Here is a 22,546-nt window from a genome sequence, read left to right on the forward strand (position 1 = left end):
ATAAAAATGTTGTCAAAAGCGCAAATCAGTCTAATAACGTCTCTGCAAAATAAAAAGTTTAGAAAACAGCACGGCCTTTTTATCGTGGAGGGTATAAAGTCCGTCATGGAATTTATCTCTTCTCGCTATCAGGTTGAGTCCATTTTCTATACGGGCGACGCCAGCACAAAAGTGGGTAAAATCTCGCATAATATAAAATGCCAGGAACTGACGGAGACTGAATTTCAAAAGATTAGTGCGTTGAAATCGCCGCAGGGAATTCTCGCCTTGGTCAAACTACCCTCACAACAAAAGATTGTATCAGACAACTTAAAAAATAAATTTAGTCTTGTGCTTGATGATATACAGGATCCGGGCAATTTAGGCACTATTATCCGCACCGCGGAGTGGTTTGGCATCAAACATATTATATGCTCTATAGGTACCGTGGACGCCTACAATCCTAAAGTAGTACAAGCAACTATGGGCTCACTGGCAAGACTTCAGATCTATTATACCGATTTAGGGGAATTTATACAGTCAAGTGGTCTGAAGGTGTATGGTGCACTACTGCATGGTCAATCCATCTATCAAACCCAATGGACCGATGAAGGCTTAATTGTTATGGGCAATGAGGGAAACGGTATTAGTAAAGAAATAACAGCATTGATCGATCAAGCCATTACCATCCCACGCTTAGGGCAGGCGGAGTCCTTAAATGTTGCTGTAGCAACAACGATCTTCTGTAGTGAGATTTCTAGACAAAAATTGGTTTAAGAATCCATTCATCGCTCCGAAAACTGTACATTTGCCACATTCCACGATAAAATTCCGCCATGCCAGCTGAACAGAAATCCATCTATACGTTACAATTTATTTTACTTTGCTTAAGCTCGCTCTTATTCTCTTCGAGTTTCAATATGATTATCCCCGAGCTCCCTAATTACCTGAGCAGTTTGGGCGGAGCAGAATACAAAGGTTTAATCATCGCTTTGTTTACATTGACCGCAGGAATTTCGCGGCCTTTCAGTGGAAAATTGACCGACCGATGGGGGCGGGTACCGGTCATGGCCATTGGATCCATCGTCTGTTTCATCTGTGGATTTCTCTATCCTATCTTGACGTCTGTCGCCGGTTTTTTATTCCTACGATTGATACATGGCTTTTCTACGGGTTTTAAACCGACTTCAACGTCTGCTTACGTAGCTGATTTAGTGCCCCAAAAAAGATGGGGTGAAGCATTGGGTATGCATGGACTCGCTTTTAGCATCGGGACAGCTGTTGGTCCAGCGATTGGTAGCGCCATCTTTGAGGCCTTTGGCATCAATATCATGTTCTACTGTTCATCTCTCATGGCACTTCTCTCCATTATTATCGTCATTAACATGAAGGAGACACTGGCAAAAAAACAGAAATTTAATCTTTCGATGCTCAAAATAAACCGCAAGGATATCATCGAATGGCGCGCGCTACCCGCTGGAATCGTCACCTTTTTATCCTACACAGCTTATGGAGTTATTCTAACCTTAATTCCTGACTGGAGTGAATATTTAGGAATTAAAAACAAAGGACTATTTTTCCTGGCCTTTACGATTGCATCGGTACTGATACGTTTTGTATCCGGCAAAGTCTCGGACCGTTACGGAAGACCGAAAGTCATTGTTGTTGGAATAATCATTATTGCCATTGCACTTGTTGCTATCGGAATGGGCAATAGCTTTGTTGGAATGATGATCGGTGCAAGCATCTATGGGGCAGGCACCGGCATACTCTCGCCTGCTGTCAATGCTTGGACAATTGACCTCAGCTTACCCGAGCATCGTGGCAAGGCCGTAGCAACCATGTATATCTCGCTCGAAGCGGGAATAGGCCTTGGCGCACTGCTTGCTGGCCTGTACTATAGTGATGTTATCCTTCGAATTCCCGTCATTATGTATGGCAATGCAGTGGTCTTGCTGCTTGCACTGGCCTATATGCTGAGCTGGCAACGAAAGCACAAGGCCAACTAGCCTTTATAAAGGTCTCGAAAACGCATGCGAGGCAAACAGGGATTTCCGCTATCATCAGTTTTTCAATGGACAGCGTGAAAGATCAATAAACTGCGTAGCGAACAGGAGTGCCGAAAAGAACAGATCGGACCGAATACTTGCCGTTATATGCTATGCAATTATATTGCAAATAAAAGGTAATTTATCTAAGTTTGAATTATCATGGTAAGCAATTATTTAAAGCTCCAATACAAATTACTCGTTCGTCATATCAAAGCTACAGGACTACCTGTTCCGATCGCCTATCTCCTATTGTTTGGGTTATGCTACTTAGTCTATTATGCTTTGTTTCAATACCCTATTTTTGGCTATTATGCCCTGATACTGGGTAATTTTCAACTGCTTTTTCTACTCACGGAAAAAAACAGGAATGATTTTCTCAAAAACATATTCAGCAGAAGAGATTTTCACAAAATCAGACTATGGGAAAATGCCTTGGTCGTTATCCCTTCGTTTGTCATTCTTCTCCTTCATAATCATTGGCCATATGCACTGTTTTTGATTGTATTAGCTGTACTTTTTTCATTTTTGACATTTAAGGCTTTTGGCAAGTCCATTCCGACGCCATTCGCAAAAAAACCTTTTGAATTTATTATCGGATTCCGTCGGAGTTACCTTCTTTTAATCGTTTTATATCTATTGGCTGCAATAGGTTTTTATGCTGCCAATCCCAATCTTGTCTTGTTTTGTGTTGCATGCATTGGGCTCACCTGCGTTTTATATTATCAGTTACCGGAGCCGATTTTTTACCTTTGGAATGATAATCATACACCAAGAGGCTTTCTCATGCGAAAATTTCGACGGGGAATTTTGCAATGCCTTCTAGTTGCATTTCCTCTCCTCCTTGTTTACGTCCTTCTCTTTCCCTCAGCGTTATTCAATGCCTGCATTGTGCTGGGAGGTATCTTTTTTCTGCTTCCTTTTGCAATTACATTAAAATACGTCGCTTACCCAAGAGAAATCAATTTCCCGGAAGGCTTTGCTTTAGTGCTTTGTTTTAGCTTTTATCCATTGATACTTGCGCTATTGCCCTTTTATTACATTAAAGCCATCAACAACCTTAAAAATCATTTATGATCGAGCTTACGAATCTCAGTAAATCCTTTGGACAACATCAGGTACTCCGCGAGATCTCTTATACATTTAGCGGAGGAAAGGTATATGGCATTGTTGGCGAAAATGGTGCAGGAAAAACAACCCTATTTCGTTGTCTTGCAGGACTTGAAACGCCCACAGGCACTATAACATCTGCTCTGCAACCGTTAAAGAATAATTTAGGCTACTTAACCTCCGATCCTTATTTCATGTCGAAGATGACAGGTGAAGAGTATATTTATCTGCTAACAGATGCGCGTGGAAAGAAGATCAAAAATCTTAGTGAAAGAAATATTTTCGAATTGCCGCTGAAGGAATATGCAAGCTCTTATTCCACAGGGATGAAAAAAAAGCTTGCGCTGACGGCAACGTTATTGCAGAACAATAAGTACTATATTCTGGACGAACCATTTAATGGTATTGATCTGCAGAGCAGTATCATTCTTACAGAAATTATTCTCCGTCTAAAAGCAATGGGAAAGATCATATTGATTTCCTCCCATATCTTTTCCACTTTAAAAGATACCTGCGATGAAATCTTGGTACTCGAAGCTGGCAGAATCAGTAAATCCGTCAAAAGTGATCAATTTGGAGACTTTGAGGAAGAAATGAAAGAAAAAATACTGAAGAAAGATATCGATAAGCTTTGGCTATAACTACGGATCAAGTCATTCGACATGAATAAAAAACTATGGAAAAATACCTACCAATACTGGAAACCGAACGTTTAATTATCCGCCCGATACAGCTGGATGATGCTGCTTATTTTTTCGCAATGGATTCACAGCCGGAGGTTCATACTTTTCTGAATAAAGAACCTGTACAATCCATTGAAGAAATAAAAAAAGTAATCACCCATATTCAGCAACAGTATGAGCGATACGGTATAGGTCGCCTAGGGGTCGTTGAGAAATCAAGCAACGACTGGATAGGCTGGACGGGATTCAAATATATTGACGAATTGGAAAATGGGCGGATTGGATTTCTAGATCTCGGCTATCGTTTCAGAACGGAGTCCTGGGGCAAAGGCTATGCGACAGAAGCGGCGCTAGCCTGTATGCAGTACTATCGAGAACACCTGACCCATTTTGATGTACATGCCATCACACATATCCAAAACAAGGGGTCGCGAAATGTGTTGGAGAAAACAGGTTTTCAGGTGACAGAGCAATTTCATCTCGATCCATGGAATATCCCCTGTTATTGGTATGATTTGGTTCCCGACACCCTATAAAACTAATTATTTTAGTTTCAAAAGCTAATTTTTTTAACTTTTCATAGTTTCACTGTGATAAAACAAAATGGTTTTGTATTTTTACACGTTCGAATAAAATAATATTTCGAACATTTCTGTATTGTACAATTTAATCTATTGCTGAGTAAATGAGTGACGAAACAAACTTCCCAAAGGAAGATAATCAAGACGACCTGGGATCAGGAAAAACAGAAAGCGGAAGTCAGACGATACCTTTATCGGGTCTCTACGAAAACTGGTTTTTGGACTATGCCTCCTATGTTATCTTGGACAGAGCCGTACCACATATTAATGACGGTTTAAAACCCGTACAACGTCGTATCCTCCATTCCCTAAAGGAAATGGATGATGGTAGATATAATAAAGCTGCTAACGTCATCGGAAATACGATGAAATACCATCCACATGGTGATGCTTCTATTGGCGATGCCATGGTACAATTGGGACAGAAAGACCTTTTGATCGATTGTCAGGGGAATTGGGGCTTCCCCATTACGGGCGATTCTGCGGCTGCTCCTCGTTACATCGAGGGAAGACTGTCCAAATTTGCCAATGACGTGGTTTTTAACCCCGAAACAACAGAGTGGCAATTGAGTTACGATGGCCGTAATCGCGAACCTGTTACCTTACCGGTAAAATTTCCGCTATTATTGGCTCAAGGAGCCGAAGGGATCGCAGTAGGGCTGGCGACGAAGATCATGCCGCACAATTTCATTGAGCTTATTGACGGGTCAATTCAGGTATTAAACGGTGAACGTCCAAATATATTCCCAGACTTTCCTACTGGTGGTATGGCCGACGTCTCAAATTATAATGAAGGTCAACGTGGCGGTAAAATCCGTGTACGGGCAAAGATTGAGGAACGTGACAAAAAGACGCTCGCCATTACAGAAATTCCTTTCGGAACCACAACCGGCGGTCTTATTGAAAGTGTCGTTACAGCCAACGATAAAGGGAAGATTAAGATTAAAAAAATAGAGGACAATACCGCGGGAAATGTCGAGATCATTGTGCATTTAGCACCCGGAATATCTCCGGATGTAACAATCGATGCCCTGTACGCCTTTACAGCCTGTGAGGTCTCCATATCGCCCAATACCTGTGTGATCAAGGATGAGAAACCTCATTTTATGAGTGTCAATGATATTCTCATCGAGAATACCATAAACACTAAAAACCTATTGAAAAGAGAATTGGAGATTCGTTTGAACGATCTTCAAGAGAAAATATTCTTCAGTAGCCTATTAAAAATATTTATCCAGAATGGGATGTACAAACATCCGGATTACGAAAATGCAGGTGACTTCGATACCGTTGTGCAAGTTCTAAATCGCTTGTTTGAACCATTCTTTGATCAATTTTATCGGGACATACGCCCCGAAGATTACAAGAAATTGATCGATAAACCCATGAGCAGCATTACACGTTTCGATGTTAAAAAATCGGACGAAATGATGAAGACGCTCGAAAATGAGATCAAAGAAGTCAAACGTCATTTACGCCAACTGACAGAATATGCCATTGCATGGTTTGAAAAGTTACGTGAAAAATATAGTAAAGACCGTGAACGCAAAACCGAACTGCGCATATTCGACAAAGTAGAAGCTACCCAAGTTGCCTTGGCAAACACCAAACTCTATGTCAATCGTGAAGAAGGATTTATTGGATCGGGCATGAAGAAAGATGAGTTTGTATGCGATTGTTCTGATATAGACGATATTATTGTATTCCGTGAGGACGGTAAATACGTTGTCAGTAAAATCCAGGATAAAGTGTTTGTCGGAAAGGGAATTATCCACGTTGCTGTGTTCAAAAAAGGCGATGAGCGGACAATCTATAACGCCATCTATAAAGAAGGTGAAACGGGCACCAGTTTTATCAAACGTTTCGCTGTGGTGGGTGTCACTCGGGATAAGGAATATGATGTATCCAAAGGTTCCAAAGGATCTAAAATTCTGTATTTCACAGCCAATCCGAACGGTGAAGCTGAGGTAGTCAACATACAGCTTAAACCGCATACAAAATTGCGCAAGTTAAATTTTGATATGGACTTTGCTGAAATAGCGATCAAAGGGCGTGCTTCGCAAGGAAATATTGTATCCAAATATCCTGTTAAAAAAATCAGCTTTAAAAGCTCCGGTGTATCCACATTGGCCGGACGAAAAATATGGTACGACACCATTATGAAACGGCTAAATGCTGATGAACGCGGTCAGTATTTGGGTGAGTTCGATGGCGATGACAAGATATTAATAGTACTCTCGGACGGTAGCTACGAATTATCTAACTTTGATTTGAGCAACCACTTTGATGAGAAGATGATCCGCATCGAAAAATATTATCCAGACCACGTCTATACTGTAATCCATCAGGATGGAAAAAGCGGAACATTTTTTGTCAAACGTTTTAAATTTGACGATCAACCTATTGGAAAGCGCATTTCCTTTATCAATGAAGACGCAGGTTCAAAACTGATCTTAATGAGTAATGCGACTGAACCCATCGTCAAATTGGATATTTTAAAAGGCAAATCCCAAACGGAAGAAACTCTTGATCAACCTTTGACTGAAATCATCGATGTAAAAGGAATAAAAGCGCAAGGAAATCGTCTGTCGTTTCATACCGTAAAATCAGTTGTCCTCTTGACTGCTGACGAAGATTTAAGTCAAAAAGAAAAAGCAACGGCGACTTCTGCACATACTACAACTACAGCGCAACCAACTGAAGCTGCTGTAGAAACAACAGCTACCGCAACAGCAACTCCTCAAAAAGGGGATGAGCCAACAGACAAAAATGATGATATCACCTTGGAAATAACCAATCCAAATGATATCCAAATCGACGATAAAGGACAGATGGAAATGTTCTAAATCATATACTGTACGTTAAAAAGGCTCGAAGATCAGTTCGAGCCTTTTTTATGCTTATCAATTTTTTATCCTATACTTCGTTTGTACATTTGCGGCATATCTAAAACCTATTTTACACCTTTATTTTCATTTGAAACTCTTCCAGTTACTTTGATGTTGTCTTTTTATGCTTTAAATTCTTTAAAGAATTTTTGAAGTTTCGGCGCAATAACAACCGAACAGAAGGGATTTTCAGGATGGGTATTGAAATAATTGTGGTGATAATCCTCGGCAAGCCAAAATGTTGAAGCCGGCTCAACTGCAGTAACGATAGGATCTTCATACACGTCTTCATTGTCCAACTCATCAATGAAATTCTTTGCTAAGATCTCCTGTTCTTCGTTATGATAAAATACAACTGATCGATACTGTGTACCCACATCGTTGCCCTGACGGTTTAATGTCGTTGGATTATGTGTCTTAAAGAATATTTTCAACAGATCCTCGTAATTAACCAATTCCTCATCATACTCTAATTCAACAACCTCAACATGATCTGTAGTACCGGTACAAACCTGCTCATAAGTAGGGTTATCTATGTGTCCGCCCATATATCCCGGCAAAACTGATGTCACTCCTTCGGTGTTTTGGAAAATAACTTCTGTACACCAAAAACATCCTCCTCCAAATGTTGCTTTCATACTTTTTATATTATTGTGTATTTTAATCTAATTATTCAAACACCTAAATGCTGATGATGCAATGACATCTCCTACTATCACTGCAATAAAAATGTCTACGTTATATGATCTCTGAACACTAAGATCTCATATTTAGACACGCCTCATCTTAATAATAATGCTTTCCCTTGATGAGTAAATCTTGCTGTTCACCGTCGCAAACTGCATAGGAAAAACCTTGTTGTAAAGCATATGCACCATACTCACCTTTTTTATTGATGGCTAAGAATCCAACTTGGATTTCTTTGGCAATCGCAGGTTTTTTCTTCACGATACGCATAACAGCTTCCTTGCAGGCATCTTCAGGCGTATATCCCTGGCGCATCAATTCGACAACCAAAAAACTACCTACATTGCGTATCACTTCTTCACCCACTCCAGTAGATGTGGCCCCTCCAACTTCATTATCGACATAAAGCCCAGCACCAATAATCGGACTATCTCCCACACGCCCATGCATTTTGAAAGCCATCCCACTTGTGGTACAGGCGCCAGATATATTCCCGCTGGCATCCAATGCCAACATCCCGATCGTATCGTGGTTATACTGGTTGCCAGGCAAGCGCTCCGCTGCAAAAGACTGGTTTTCGATATTGGCTACCGGCTTGTATTTCTTCTCCTTTAACCACTCCTTCCAAGCTTTTTCACCTTCTGGAGTCAATAGATTTTCTTCTTTAAAACCATTTTCCAAAGCAAATTGCAACGCACCCTCGCCGACAAGCATCACATGAGGCGTTTTTTCCATAACCAAGCGTGCGACAGATATTGGATGTCCAATTTTTTCCATTCCGGCAACAGCGCCGCAATTTCCGTCCGAATCCATGATGCAGGCATCAAGTGTGACATGCCCATCGCGATCGGGATAGCCCCCCTTACCAACGGTCATATTTTTCAGATCGGCTTCGGGCACACGGACGCCTTGTTCTACGGCATCTAATGCCTTCCCTCCCTTTGACAATATTTCCCAAGCGGCTTTATTTGCTGCAATGCCGAAATCCCACGTGGATATAACAATAGGATATTTTTTCAAATTGCCATTTGCTGCACCCGTCAATCCTTTTGCATCAAATGCTGTCAAGGCCCCCATTGTCGTAGCAGCCATCAAACCTTGCTTAATAAAATTACGTCTTGAACTCATTTTCTTATTCATCTTTTATATAAAATCTTGGTTTAACCTTGCGGCAAACAATTGCTGAAAGCTGGTTTTAGCCTCCCAAATACAACAAATCTCCCATTGACATCAGGAGCACGTATGATTTCGCTGCATTCTACAACATCCAAATCCGCCTCAATGTACTTAAGCGACCTGCGCCAAAGCACAGGATTTCGCATTTTAAAGGCGTCAAACCACGCTAGAACCTATGATTTCACAATCAATAAGCAATATTACAAAATGGTTTTAGCAATTAGATGATTTTATTAAAATTAAACCCAACCATTCGTTTTTTAGCAACATAATATCAAAATCACTCAAAAATCGACAATAAAAATTGCCTTATATTATGAATTAATCCTATCTTTAGAAACAAACTAATTCGCATGAAAAACACTCTAAAATTCGCTATTTTAGCCTATACATGCCTTATTGGCACCGGCAGCAGCTATGCACAACAGCTAGATTCCACCATGTATTTTAAGGTTAAAGAGTTGCAAGAAAACGTAAAAAGTCAATTTGCTCCTGATAAAAGAACCAAAATCGTGGCCATCCAAAAAGCGGATGTCGTACAAAATCAATATGTGATTGAAACAACCGAGAAAGATGCTCAATTCGTTTTGGAACAAAAAGCAAAAGAAATAGCGGCTAATATTCAGGTACAGCTCATGCCTGACGCCAGTGTAGGCGAAAAAACTACTGGAGTGATCCGGCTATCCGTTGCGAATATGCGGACATTTCCGGATAATGCGGCCGAGTTAACGAGCCAGGTTTTATTGGGCACGCAGGTGGATCTTCTGCAGAAAAAAAGTGGAGACTATCGTGTCCGCACACCCGACGGTTATATTGCGTGGGTACCGGCCTCGTCCATTGAAGTGATGGACAACATTGCGTTGGAACATTGGCGGCAAGCAGAAAAAGTTATCTATACTGCAGAATTCGGGAAATCATATTCCGAACCAAATGAAAAGAGTCAACGCGTTTCTGACCTGGTGTATGGTGACATTCTACAATTAAAAGGGCAGAAAGGTAATTTTTATCAGATCGCCTATCCCGATGGACGTTTGGGCTATATTAAAAAGTCAGAAAGCCTGACACTGAAAAATTGGTTTGAATCGCGCAATCCGACAGCAGAAAATATTATCGCCAGTGCGAAAACCATGTTGGGTCTTCCCTATTTATGGGGTGGAACTTCGGTAAAAGGTGTCGACTGCAGTGGTTTTACCAAAACAAGTTTCTTTATGAACGGCTTTGTAATACCAAGAGATGCATCGCAACAAGTTCTCGCCGGAGAAAAAATTGATATTTTAGACGAAGAAGGACATTTTGACCCTGAGAAAGCACTTAAAAACTTAAAACCGGCCGACTTACTGTTTTTTGCTGCAGGAAAAAATAACAATCCAAATGCTCGAGTGACGCATGTGGCGCTTTATATGGGTAATGGCACTTTTATTCACGCGGCAGGTTTGGTTCGGATCAATAGCATGCTCAAGGACGCCACCAACTACGATGATTTCCAAACCCGTACTGTAGTTGCTGCACGCCGTTACCTCGGCACGAAGGATAGCGCTATACAAAAAGTCGCTGAAAGCAATTATTACACCAACAAATAAGATAACGATGAGCAACCAATCTCAATGGATCAATAAAGATTTTGGAGCCTTTAAATTAAGATTCCGCCCGTATACACTAACACTGAACCATGTCTTTACGGTCGCTTCTTTCAGCAGAAGCACAACACCCGTTGTATTGACCGAATTAGAGTATGATGGGATTATAGGTTATGGTGAGGCAAGTATGCCCCCTTATCTTGGCGAATCGCAAGAAAGTGTCCTATCGTTCCTCAATCAAATCGATCTGACAGGGTTCAACTCTCCTTTTCAAACCGAAGATATTTTACATTACATCGATCAGATTGCGTTGAAAAATACAGCTGCAAAAGCCGCAATTGATATCGCCCTGCATGATGTCCTTGGAAAAATTATGAACAAACCTTATTATAAGATATGGGGACTAAATCCTGATCTTATTCCGCCGACATCGTATACAATAGGCATCGATTCCGAAGAAATGATACGGAAAAAAGTAGCCGAAGCTGATCAGTTTAAAATTTTAAAAGTAAAGCTTGGGCTGGATACTGATAAAATGATTATTGATACCATCCGGCAGGTGACAGACCGCCCGCTGTGCGCGGACGTCAATCAAGGTTGGAAAACGCGCGAGGAGGCTTTGGAGATGGCCCACTGGCTTGCAGAAAGAAACGTTTCCTTCTTAGAGCAGCCCATGCCCAAGGAACAGATAGATGACAATGCCTGGTTGACCGAAAACAGCCCGATACCAACAATTGCCGATGAAGGATGTCAACGACTTGTAGATGTTCCTGCACTAAAGGGCGTGTATTCAGGAATTAATATCAAATTGATGAAATGTACTGGCATGCGGGAGGCCAAACGTATGGCCGAGCTTGCTCGCTCTCTGGAAATGAAAGTGATGATCGGCTGTATGACCGAGACCTCCTGTGCCATCAGTGCCGCGGCACAACTTGCCCCCCTATCAGACTGGGCAGACTTAGACGGCGCATTATTGATTGGAAATGATGTTTACGACGGCATGACCGTTGTACATGGCAACTGCATTCTTCCTGACCGTCCTGGGATTGGAATTGTAAAAAAATAAGATTATATTCAGTGCAATGTTTTTTCTTAAAGAAAATATTGCACTGATTGCTATCGCAGTTTGACCAAAGCGCGACAGCACCAAAATATTAAAAACTAAACTAATCAATTCAAACTTTTATGAAACAACATGTGCTCACAACGTTGTGTCTCATAGCCTGTAGTTCGATGCAGTCTTTATATGCGCAACAGATCCAAATTGCCGGTAAGATAACGGACAGCAACGGAAAACCAATTAGCGGAGTTACAATAACTATAAAAAGCGCTAACCAAGGGACCTCAACAAACGAAAATGGCCTGTTTACCTTAAACACAAACGCCACTGCGATATTAAGTATATCTGCTGTTGGCTATAGCCCACAAGAAATTCAGGTCAATGGACGCAAAACGATCAACATCACCTTAGCCAGTAATGAGCAAGCCCTGGATGAAGTTATGGTTGTGGCTTATGGTACTGCAAAAAAAAGTACCTATACGGGTTCCGCTGCTACTGTGAAAGCGAAAGACATCGATAATGTACCAGTCACTTCATTCGAAGGGGCTCTCAGTGGACGTGTTGCCGGACTTACGGTATCGACTCCCTCTGGCCAGGCAGGATCTACACCAAGTATTCGTATTCGGGGTATTGGCTCAATGAATGCCTCAAATGAACCGCTATATGTCATTGACGGAGTACCGGCCAATTCCGGATCCGGGGGACAGATGGGCGATTACATCTACACCTCCAACAATGTCATGGGCAATTTAAATCCCGATGATATTGAAACCATCACGGTATTAAAAGATGCGGCTGCATCCTCTTTGTATGGTTCAAGGGCAGCAAACGGGGTGATCTTAATTACGACAAAAAAAGGAAAAGCTGGCAAACCGACGGTGAATTTCAAGACATCCCTTGGCTTTACGCCGACTTGGGCGACAGACAACTACGAACCTGCCTCACCACAGGACCAAGTGAATATGTTGTACCAGATCTTTTACGACTACCGCACCTCAAACGGAAAAACGGAAGCGGAGGCCAATACTTACGCTTTAACGCAGCTGAATAATAAATTCAACAAGCACGGTTATCGCTTCGAAACAAACGGTAATGGTCGATACGATAATGTAAACATCCTCGGAATGACCGATGGTATCGAAAATAGAGAAGGTAAATATTACGATTGGGACAAAGCACTATTCCGTACCGGAATTTTTCAAGACAATAACCTTTCGCTTTCTGGCGGAACTGATGCAACAAAGTACTTCTCCTCCATAGGTTATACCACCGATAAAAGCAGAATTAGAGTCAATGATTTCGAACGCATATCTGGCCGTCTTAACCTCACGCAAAAGATCGTAGACAACCTCGAATTTGGCACCAATATCAACATTGGACACAACAAGAAAAAAGGTTTTAATGACACCAGAAATACCGGCTCCAATTATTTCCTCCAATCCAGAAATCTTCTGTGGCCTTTGTATTGGCCGACAAACTATAAAACTGGAGAAGATTGGACAGATAGGTACGGTAGTTATGCGTATAACGCCGATTATTATGATAAACAATGGGACAACAGTTCCAAAACAAACAAATTGGGTGTCATCAGCAATTTGACTTGGAGTATCCTCCCGAGCTTAATCGCCAAAACGGTGTTCTCTTATGACTACACAGACATGAAAGACTACCTCTATTATAGTGCTAAACATTTCAATGGGGTTAGTGATGGTGGAGTTGTCAATCAGTTTAATACCAATATGCTGAAATTGGTGAGTTCCAACACGATCAATTATAGCAAGTCCTTCGATAAACACAGCCTGAACTTACTAGCGGGATTTGAGGCCGAAAAAAATAAAACAGATTTTATGCGCACAACAGGAAGAGGTCTGGGCTCTGCGGAACTTCCCTACATCTCCTCTGCGGGTAAGTTTGAGGCCAATGCGTATAGTTGGGGTTATAATTTGATGTCGTTTCTCGGAAGAGCAGAATACAACTACGACAATGCGTATTTTCTTGCCGCTTCCTACCGTCGCGATGGCTCTTCCAAATTGGGACCTAAAAACCGATGGGGAGATTTCTGGTCGATATCAGGTGCCTATAGTTTAAAAAATCTTCCATCGCTTAAAGAAAGCGAAGCAATTAGCACACTTCGTCTTAAAGCATCCTACGGTGTGAATGGAACATTACCAACCGATAATTTTGGATGGAGAAGACTCATCTCCTTCAACAACTTCAATTACAAAGGTCAGCCTGGTGGAAATTTGGTATCGAATCCGGACCCCGATATCACCTGGGAAACATCGTATACCACAAATGCGGGGCTAGAATTTGGCTTTCTCCAAAATAGGATCACAGGATCGGTAGAATACTTTAATAGAACCTCTAAAAACCTATTGCAGGACGTACCCACATCACAAACAACCGGATTTAGTACAGTATTGAGAAATGTAGGCCAAATCAACAATAGAGGCTTAGAAATTGAACTGACTGGCGATATCCTTAAAAAGGAAAATTTCAGATGGAGTGCCAATGTAAATGCTGCATTTGTTACTTCTAAAGTTCAAAAGCTGAACGATAATCAAGATATCATTTGGTATGATCCTACAGGATCAGTCGGAAATGACACAAAAGGAAGTGGAGACGTGAGAGCGCAATTTATCTATCAACAAGGACAATCCACTTTAGCATTTTATGGCTACGAATGGGCGGGTGTAGATCAAAAAAATGGTAGAAACGTTTATTATACCAACAACAATAAAACAGGAGAGGATATCTTTGATTACAATGGGCGCAAGGCGACCTATGATTTTGATCAGGCAAGCTATACGATTATTGGCAACGGTGTGCCAAAAGTGAGCGGTGGTCTAAATACAGATTTTGAGTATAAAAATTTCAATTTAGGCTTCAATTTCATTTATAAAATTGGTGGAAAACTTTATGATGGCGCATTCAAGGATGTCGCTGACGATGGTTATTACTGGGAAAGAATTCGTTCGGAATATGCATTTGAGCACATGTGGACAGACAATAATACCGGAGGAACACTGCCAAAATTGGACGGTAATGACTTGACAGATCCACAAAAATATAGTTCAAGACAATTGCATGATGCGTCTTTCCTTAGATTAAAGAATATCAATTTTGGTTATAGACTACCTAAGAGCATATTGAACAAAATCGGATTTAGCAACGCTCGAGTTTATTTTAATGGCACGAATCTATTAACCGCATCCAAATACAAGATTGCAGATCCCGAAGTCGGTCAGTATGCGACGCGCGGATGGGAAACCCCTATTGGGAAGACCTATACATTTGGAATTGAACTCGGTTTTTAATACTTAATTTTTACATCATGAAAATAGTTAAAATATCCATTATAGCAGCTGCTTTATTGACGTCATTCAGTAGTTGCAAAGATTTCTTAGATGTCGAACCTGGGAATTCAATCGATGCCAACATAAGCTTAAAAAGTGCAAGTGATGCCAGAAACCGAATCAATGGTCTAAGCCGACTGATCGCCTCATCGAGCTATTACGGCCGAAACTTTGAACTGTATGGTGAGGTTAAAGGAGGAGATCTAACGGTTTACTCGCAAGGAAGAGGGTTAGACCAGTTATACTCCTTTAATCAAGATGCTGAAACCAACAACTTCTCCGGCTTCTGGTCTCAAATCTATTATTGTATCGCCCAGACAAATGATGTCTTAGAGAAAATCGAAAAAGTCGATGCGGCATCCAAAGCGCAATATGCCAATGCACAAGGACAATTACTGACGTTACGCGCCTTATTTTATTTTGACCTCGTCAGGTTATACGGTAAATCTTATACGCAGGAGAAGACAGCCCGAGGGGTGCCGATTGTCATCAATTCAGCTTCCTATAATAATAAACCCGGTCGTGCCACGGTAGATGAGGTTTATTCACAAATTCTAAAAGATCTGAAGGCAGGCCAAGAGCTGCTCAGCACAAACAAAAAGCCCGATAACGGCTATATCAACTACTATGCAAACCTAGCCATCCAAAGTCGTGTTTACCTGACCATGGCGGACTACGAAAATGCTTACCAGAAAGCGAATGAGATTATTGCAGACAACGTGTATAAATTGTATGAGAATGAAAAATGGGCGAGCTCTTGGACAAGTATGTATGGCAGCGAATCGATCTATGAACTCGGCATCAACGAAGGTGAAGCAGACCTTGGCACAGCTAGCTTAGGCTATTATCTCATGCGGAGAACCGGGGGGCAGGGCGGTATGTTTTACGCTAGCGATTATTATCTTAATCGGTTGAAAGAGGATACCGGTGACATCCGCTGGGCAATTTTAGGCCGCGATGAAAGCTCAGCTACGCGTATGGGAGCAGTTTATAAAAATTTAGGCAGTGTCAATACCAACACGTCACTCCCATTAAATTCCCTGGGTGATAAAGGGAATACCAATAACACAGCAGTCAATATCAAGGTCATCAGGCTTTCGGAGGTTTATCTTATTGCAGCTGAAGCAGCATTAAAAAAACCAGCATCAGATCCGACGAAAGCGGCGACTTTATTAAATGCCATTAGCAAACGTTCTCCTAATCGCCCTGCGTTCACTGCTGTATCTATCAGTGAGGAGGCCATTCTAAACGAAAAGAGTAAAGAACTGTTTGGCGAAGGACATCGTTATTGGGATATGATCCGTCTAAATAAAAAGATCAATTTCAATGATGATTTTCAGGGCTTAACGATCAAAACTCGACCAAAGGAAATTGATCGAACGTTTGAAAAAACGCTATTACCCATTCCTCAATCTGAAATAAATGCTAACCCAGCTTTAAAAGATGAACAAAATCCAGGATACTAATTTTTAAACAAAAAAGGTCATTAAAAATGACCTTTTTTGTTTATCCCACCACCAAGCAATTAGTACACGCTATTTTTATGCTGTAGTTCATGATGACTAACAGCAAGGTCCAAAAGATAGCCGTTAATAACGGCATAACGCATTTTTTCATCTGTCCCGATAAAAAAATGCGCTGAAGAATCGAGTTTAAGCAAACTTTCTAGCAGGAAAAGCTCGCTAGATACAATGTTCATTGGAAACTGATGCATTTTACCCGCAGCGCCACAGTCTACCACTTGGACGGCGGCAATACCCGCTCTCAATAGATTGTGAATAAGGCCGCTATTCAATTGGTCCATACGAAGTGACTTATCATATTTCTTGGCCGGAATGAATTTAAGTCCAGAAACATCAATATCCACATAACCATAAAAATCTTTCAAATCGCCAATGTCTACTATTGTTCCTTCCACATAATAGTCAGTCCCTATTGTCTTTTCCTGCTGTCGAATGGCAACATCTACAACGACTTGGTTTCCCTGCCGCTCAATCGTCAGATTTCGCAACACTACATCGTGAAGTTTTTCATCATTGAAGGGTATGCATTCGTAATCGGCAATCACATATTGTGCAAAAGATTGGTCGGCAATTTCTTCAAATGCTTTGAGCAATGCTATAAAATTACATTTTCTGACCACCATTTTTTCAGTATCGCCCGCATAAGCTCCTGACTCAATCAAGATCGTCCTTGCCCCCCATTTTTGAAAATTATCGCCAAATCCCCGCGGAGTATGCTCATCGTCATACTTTGCTACCGCATTGGGTATAAATTCCTGAAGGATCTTATTTATACCGACAATCACCCGCATGGCGTCTCCCCGGGTTTCATTGATATTACGCGCATAATCATAGGCTGGCGCTAACAGGGAAATGGTCACCGGTGTGCTTGTTCCGGGAATGTTATAATAATTGTTTTGGTTGTGAAGATTGAAGGCAAAATCAGGCTTTAACAACATGGCTTGCTTTTTTAACAAGGCGGCTTCCACGGTTGCTGTTGCTCTTGCATCTCTATTCATATCCACATCCATTGCAGTTCTCCGTTGAAACCGTTCAGCGCCATCAGGATTTAGCATAGGAATAAAATACAAAGTCATTTTGGATTCTATATCATGCCTATAAGCATCAAAACCATCATCTTTACCCTTAAAAAAATTAAACAGATCAAACATTGCCATTGTCGCAGTAGGTTCATCGCCGTGCATTTGCGACCAAAGAAGTATCTTTATTGGTCCTTTTCCGTACTGCAATCTAAAAATCGAACGACCTTCGGTAGAAGCCCCAATTTCCGCAAGAGCAAAACGTTCAGATCTCCCGATATTTTCTATTAGCGGTAAAATATCGGCATGCTTAAATCTTCTATGCATCAAAGCCTTTTCTCTATAAAAAGAAAAGGCTTTGATGAAATCTTCTTTTACTAATTTCATCTTAATCTTTTAGCGCTGGCTCCATTAAAGCAATCGTTCCTTGCGATGCATCTATACGGACTTTTGCTCCTACTGGCAAAATAAATTGCTCGGCAATATGTCCAATGACAGCTCCAGTATAAGCCGGTATTTTTAACGGTTTGATATAATCGTTGAATAATTGGTCAAGTGTTACGGATCCATATCCCCCAGATGGTTTACAATCGGTACACTTGCCAAAAATAAACCCCTTGATTAGCCCCAGTATACCAGCATTTTTCAACTGGCAAAACATGCGATCAACACGTTCCATATCTTCGTCCACCTCTTCGATAAAAAGAATGGCGTCTTTAAAGCTTGGCAGATAGGATGAACCACATAAGCCGGTCAGTACGGTCATATTTCCACCCAGCAATGTTCCTTCTACTATACCAGGATGAATGGTGGCAATTCGGTCTTTGGTCTGTACAAGGTTATCACCTTTCGATTTGGGATTCTCAAATATCGACGGCCTGTTGGCTACAAATTGGGCATTGAAAGCTTCTGCCAACTTCTTTGTCCAGGTGCTGATACCCACCGCACCATGAAATGTCACAAGTCCCGTTTTGGCATACAATGCCAAAATTAAGGCTGTAATGTCCGAATATCCCAATAAGATTTTTGGGTTACTTGCTATCAGCTTATAATCTAATCTATCCAAAAGACGGGATGTCCCCGAACCGCCTCTGATGCAGACAATCGCATTGACGCTCTTATCTGCAAACATATCGTGTATATCTGCAATACGCTCTTGATCTGTACCCGCCAAATTGCCGTATCGACTGCGTATATGCTTCCCCTCTTTAATGTTAAAACCTAGCGTTGTAAATACTTCACCTGCAATGCGAATTGACTCCTCATCATCCAACACACCAGCTGGCGTTATTAATCCTATGGTATCACCCAGTTTTAGTTTCGTCGCAAGTAAAGCAGCTTGACCGAACAATTCAGTTTGATCTTTCCCTGACTGTGTCATCCCTAACATAGGAATTGACAATCCGCCTAAAGCGATCGACTTTATAAAGGCCCTTTTCTTCATCATGTTAATTACTATCGGTTGAACAACAGACGTTCTCCAGCACCTTTTTCAATCAGCTGTCCATTCGAGAAAGCAATTTCACCCGATACGAAAGTATGCTCGATTGTTGAACTAAATGTATGTCCTTCAAAAGGCGACCAGCCGCATTTTGACAGGATATTAGCTTTCGATACGGTATACGGCTTGTTGAGGTCGACCAATACAAGGTCTGCCCAATATCCCTCACGAATGTAACCTCTATCTTCAATTTCGAACAATGTAGCCGTATTATGTGCAGACTTTTGCACCAATTGTTCCAGGGTCATTTTTCCGGCTTTGACCATATCGAGCAAAGCTTGCAATGCGTGCTGCACAAGAGGTCCTCCACTTGGCGCGGAAGCGTAGGCCTGAGATTTTTCCTCCATGGTATGCGGAGCGTGATCTGTCGCTATCACATCGATATGACCATCCAGTACAGCTTTTAGAATCTGGTCGCGATCATTCGCTGTTTTAACCGCTGGATTCCATTTGATAAAGTTACCTTTTGAGGCGTAATCCTGGTCAGAAAACCACAGGTGATGAATACAAGCTTCAGCGGTTATTTTTTTATCTTTTAATGGAATATCATTCGTAAATAGTGCAATTTCTTTGGCAGTTGATATATGAAGGATATGCAAGCGCGTATGGTATTTTTTTGCGAGTTCGACAGCTTTTGAGGATGATAAGTAACAAGCCTCTTCAGAACGAATTAGGGGGTGCATCTCAATTTTCAGTCCATCTTCGCCATATTTCTCTTTAAATAAAGCCAGATTGGCCTTTATCGTCGCCTCATCTTCACAATGCGTAGCTACTAAGGTTGGAGCATTCGCAAAAATCCCTTCCAATGCTTTTTCATTATCCACCAACATATTTCCAGTAGAAGAACCCATAAAAACTTTTATCCCACATACATTCTTCGGATTCGTTTTGAGGACCTCCTCAAGATTATCGTTCGCCGCTCCCATAAAGAATGAATAATTAGCCAGCGAATTTCTAGCTGCAATATCATACTTATCTTGAAGTAACTGCTGCGTTAATGTGTTTGGAACCGTATTAGGCATTTCCATAAAGGAGGTGGTGCCTCCAGCCACTGCTGCGCGGCTTTCATGCCATATATCCGCTTTATATGTTAATCCTGGTTCCCTGAAATGAACTTGATCATCAATAAGCCCAGGGAATAAATGTAGTCCCTCCGCATTGATTTCTTGATCAGCAGGATGGTTAATTTCCTGAGCAATCATTTCGATGCGACCATTGCTGATATATACGTCAGCAACCTCAACTTTACCTTCATTAACAAGTTGTGCAGATTTTATAAGAATAGATGACATGTTGATTTTTTACTTTGCTTTAGGTCAAAAGTAAAGATTTGTAACCGTGATATCAAATGATCTGGCGAAAGAGTTCGATGCCTGAATAGGATGTCTTTCCCAAGGATTTGAAAAACAAAGAAGAGGCCTCAGCCTCTTCCTTTATTCTTTATCGAATTTGTATCCCACACCTTTTACAGTGGTTACATAATCGTCACCTATCTTTTCGCGCAGCTTGCGGATATGGACGTCAATCGTGCGATTGGTTACTACAACAGAATCTTCCCAAATACTCTTTAAGATCTGCTCGCGTGTAAACACCTTATTTGGTTTTGATGCCAATAAATATAATAACTCAAACTCTTTCTTCGCTAGAACAATCTTTTGTTCTCCTTTGTAGACCAAGAATGAATCCCTATCAATAACCAAGTCGGAAATTTCAATTTTATCCTGAACAGAGGCATCCGATTCTTCAGTGGCATTTCTCCTCAAGATAGCATTGATGCGACTCATTAAAGCACGGGGCTTAATTGGCTTTGCAATATAATCATCTGCACCAACGTGAAATCCAGCAATCTCCGAATACTCTTCGCTTCTAGCAGTTAAAAATACCATGAATGTGCTTTTAAATTCAGGCATTGCCCGCATAATGCGACAAGCTTCAATTCCATCCATCTTGGGCATCATCACATCCAAAATGATCAGGTCAGGATTTACCTGTTTGGCAACGTTGATCGCCTCTTCCCCATTTTGCGCTGTAGAGACCTGATAACCTTCACGATTTAAGTTGAATGCAATTAAATCCAAGATATCCTTTTCGTCATCAACAATTAAAATCTTTTGTTTCGAAGAACTCATTTGTCTTATTTTTTTTGCTAAATTATAAACAAAATGATAACAATCAGTTAACCCTATGTTACCAAATTATTAAGTAATATGCTATTTAACAATAACACAAGGATTACTTAATTGTTTTCTTCAAAAACGTCCCCAGCTCCTCTCCGCGTAGATTTTTCGCTATAATAAAACCGTTCGGATCTAAGATGTAGGAAGTAGGCAAGGCTTTAACCCGGTAATCGATAACAACAGGCGAGCTCCAAGCTTTCAAATCAGATACATGTGTCCAAGTCAACTTATCATCTTCGATAGCCCGCATCCATGAACCAGGATTGTCGTCAAATGAAACAGATAATATTTCAAATCCTTTACCATGAAAGGCATTATACAACCGAACAAGATTAGGGTTCTCTTGACGACAAGGCATACACCACGAAGCCCAAAAGTCGATCAATGTATATTTACCTTTAAAACTAGACAACTTCACTTCTTTATTGGATGGTGTAAAGGATATCAGTTCAGGAGCAGGCTGCCCAATCGCCATTTTTTTTAGCTTTTGGGTTTCCTCTTTAAATTGGGTCACGTACCTATTCTCCGTAAATTCATCCTTTATTTTATCGGCATAAGCAATAATTTCACTTTCCGCCACTTCGGGATCTAAGGTGGAGATGGCATAAAATCCAGCCAAATCATTGTGTTTATTCGAAAAATCGACCGCTTTCTTCGTATATGTACGTAGTACTTCTGCAAATTTGGCTTTATATTCTGCACGAATCTTTTCAATCTCGTCTGCTGTCGAGTTCGAAGTTAGCTTAGAAAATACCGTTTGCAAGGAATCCTGCACATAATCGCGATAGTTCCGTTCTTTGGCAAAGGGCTGTATCGTTTTTGACAATTCAGAACCTTCCACCTGGTAATCATTGACATCCTTATGAAGGTCTGTATTAAAAGTAATGGTCTCCCCAGGAGAGGCGATCAAATCATACCGATTTTTACCTACCCGCAAAGATAATAATCTGGATTGGCTAGCAGGCCTTACAAACTGAAATTTGTTATTGTCGCCAAAAAACATAGAATCGAGTTTTGTATCCCCTTCATATAACGAAATAACTTTGACATTGCCAGGATTTTCGACATTTCCTGCAATGGTAAACTGCTCCTTATTTTGGCAACTCATCATCAAACCAACAATTCCTACCGCAAAAAAAACTGCCTTTTTCATCCGTTTATTTTTAGTTGTTAATACCTAT

At 41.0% G+C, this 22,546-nt stretch carries 17 protein-coding genes; 10 read left to right on the forward strand and 7 right to left on the reverse strand.

The genetic code is table 11. The features are described 5' to 3' along the window. The first annotated feature begins 6 nt into the window (after nucleotides 1-6). The 6 genes from B2W36_RS04920 to B2W36_RS04945 all read left to right on the forward strand — a co-directional run bounded on the left by B2W36_RS04920 (nucleotide 7) and on the right by B2W36_RS04945 (nucleotide 7,247). Nucleotides 7-756 carry a TrmH family RNA methyltransferase gene (locus tag B2W36_RS04920; RefSeq protein WP_293886596.1) on the forward strand — a complete coding sequence of 250 codons (750 nt, stop codon included), beginning with the start codon at nucleotides 7-9 and terminating at the stop codon, nucleotides 754-756. Between the two features lie 59 nt (nucleotides 757-815). Further along, nucleotides 816-1,988 (forward strand): MFS transporter, encoded by a 1,173-nt coding sequence (locus B2W36_RS04925; protein WP_293886597.1) that lies wholly within the window; start codon nucleotides 816-818, stop codon nucleotides 1,986-1,988. Between the two features lie 201 nt (nucleotides 1,989-2,189). Then, nucleotides 2,190-3,104 carry a hypothetical protein gene (locus B2W36_RS04930; RefSeq protein WP_293886598.1) on the forward strand — a complete coding sequence of 305 codons (915 nt, stop codon included), beginning with the start codon at nucleotides 2,190-2,192 and terminating at the stop codon, nucleotides 3,102-3,104. Beyond that, nucleotides 3,101-3,778 (forward strand): ATP-binding cassette domain-containing protein, encoded by a 678-nt coding sequence (locus tag B2W36_RS04935; RefSeq protein ID WP_293886599.1) that lies wholly within the window; start codon nucleotides 3,101-3,103, stop codon nucleotides 3,776-3,778. The genes B2W36_RS04930 and B2W36_RS04935 overlap by 4 nt, the downstream gene beginning before the upstream one ends. A gap of 35 nt (nucleotides 3,779-3,813) precedes the next feature. Further along, on the forward strand, nucleotides 3,814-4,356 hold the full coding sequence (locus B2W36_RS04940; protein WP_293886600.1) for a GNAT family N-acetyltransferase: 543 nt from the start codon (nucleotides 3,814-3,816) through the stop codon (nucleotides 4,354-4,356). A 149-nt stretch (nucleotides 4,357-4,505) separates the two neighbouring features. Beyond that, complete coding sequence (locus tag B2W36_RS04945) at nucleotides 4,506-7,247, forward strand: DNA gyrase/topoisomerase IV subunit A (RefSeq protein WP_293886601.1); 2,742 nt, start codon at nucleotides 4,506-4,508, stop codon at nucleotides 7,245-7,247. Between the two features lie 164 nt (nucleotides 7,248-7,411). On the opposite strand, the gene msrA is transcribed toward B2W36_RS04945, so the two are convergent. Both msrA and B2W36_RS04955 read right to left on the reverse strand, forming a co-directional pair. Further along, a complete protein-coding gene (msrA, locus tag B2W36_RS04950) occupies nucleotides 7,412-7,927 on the reverse strand; it encodes a peptide-methionine (S)-S-oxide reductase MsrA (protein WP_209579109.1) in 516 nt (171 codons plus the stop codon). Nucleotides 7,928-8,075: 148 nt separating this feature from the next. Then, entirely contained in the window at nucleotides 8,076-9,116 is a 1,041-nt protein-coding gene (locus B2W36_RS04955; protein WP_409050312.1) for a N(4)-(beta-N-acetylglucosaminyl)-L-asparaginase, read from the reverse strand. Nucleotides 9,117-9,505: 389 nt separating this feature from the next. Here B2W36_RS04955 and B2W36_RS04960 point away from each other — a divergent pair, with 389 nt between their 5' ends. The 4 genes from B2W36_RS04960 to B2W36_RS04975 all read left to right on the forward strand — a co-directional run bounded on the left by B2W36_RS04960 (nucleotide 9,506) and on the right by B2W36_RS04975 (nucleotide 16,611). Then, nucleotides 9,506-10,732, forward strand: coding sequence for an NlpC/P60 family protein (locus tag B2W36_RS04960; RefSeq protein WP_293886602.1), 1,227 nt, complete (start codon nucleotides 9,506-9,508; stop codon nucleotides 10,730-10,732). Nucleotides 10,733-10,739: 7 nt separating this feature from the next. Then, the gene (locus B2W36_RS04965) at nucleotides 10,740-11,795 is read left to right on the forward strand and encodes a dipeptide epimerase (RefSeq protein WP_293886603.1); all 1,056 of its coding nucleotides are present in this window, start codon (nucleotides 10,740-10,742) and stop codon (nucleotides 11,793-11,795) included. Nucleotides 11,796-11,914: 119 nt separating this feature from the next. Beyond that, entirely contained in the window at nucleotides 11,915-15,106 is a 3,192-nt protein-coding gene (locus tag B2W36_RS04970; RefSeq protein ID WP_293886604.1) for a SusC/RagA family TonB-linked outer membrane protein, read from the forward strand. A gap of 17 nt (nucleotides 15,107-15,123) precedes the next feature. Beyond that, nucleotides 15,124-16,611: a RagB/SusD family nutrient uptake outer membrane protein gene (locus B2W36_RS04975; protein ID WP_293886605.1), complete on the forward strand. Its 1,488-nt coding sequence runs from the start codon at nucleotides 15,124-15,126 to the stop codon at nucleotides 16,609-16,611. Between the two features lie 59 nt (nucleotides 16,612-16,670). Here the strand turns inward: B2W36_RS04975 and B2W36_RS04980 are convergent, their stop codons facing one another. The 5 genes from B2W36_RS04980 to B2W36_RS05000 form a co-directional block, all read right to left on the reverse strand. Beyond that, nucleotides 16,671-18,074 (reverse strand): M14 family zinc carboxypeptidase, encoded by a 1,404-nt coding sequence (locus B2W36_RS04980; RefSeq protein ID WP_293886606.1) that lies wholly within the window; start codon nucleotides 18,072-18,074, stop codon nucleotides 16,671-16,673. 1 nt (nucleotide 18,075) lies between these two features. Next, nucleotides 18,076-19,134, reverse strand: a complete 1,059-nt coding sequence (locus tag B2W36_RS04985) for a S66 peptidase family protein (protein WP_293886607.1) — start codon at nucleotides 19,132-19,134, stop codon at nucleotides 18,076-18,078. Between the two features lie 8 nt (nucleotides 19,135-19,142). After that, complete coding sequence (locus B2W36_RS04990; protein ID WP_293886608.1) at nucleotides 19,143-20,480, reverse strand: dihydroorotase; 1,338 nt, start codon at nucleotides 20,478-20,480, stop codon at nucleotides 19,143-19,145. A gap of 141 nt (nucleotides 20,481-20,621) precedes the next feature. Next, nucleotides 20,622-21,317, reverse strand: coding sequence for a response regulator transcription factor (locus tag B2W36_RS04995; RefSeq protein ID WP_209579101.1), 696 nt, complete (start codon nucleotides 21,315-21,317; stop codon nucleotides 20,622-20,624). A 103-nt stretch (nucleotides 21,318-21,420) separates the two neighbouring features. Beyond that, a complete protein-coding gene (locus B2W36_RS05000) occupies nucleotides 21,421-22,518 on the reverse strand; it encodes a TlpA family protein disulfide reductase (protein WP_293886609.1) in 1,098 nt (365 codons plus the stop codon). Nucleotides 22,519-22,546: the final 28 nt, after the last annotated feature.

It is taken from the genome of Sphingobacterium sp. UBA3549 (assembly GCF_002376635.1).
Lineage (GTDB): Bacteria > Bacteroidota > Bacteroidia > Sphingobacteriales > Sphingobacteriaceae > Sphingobacterium.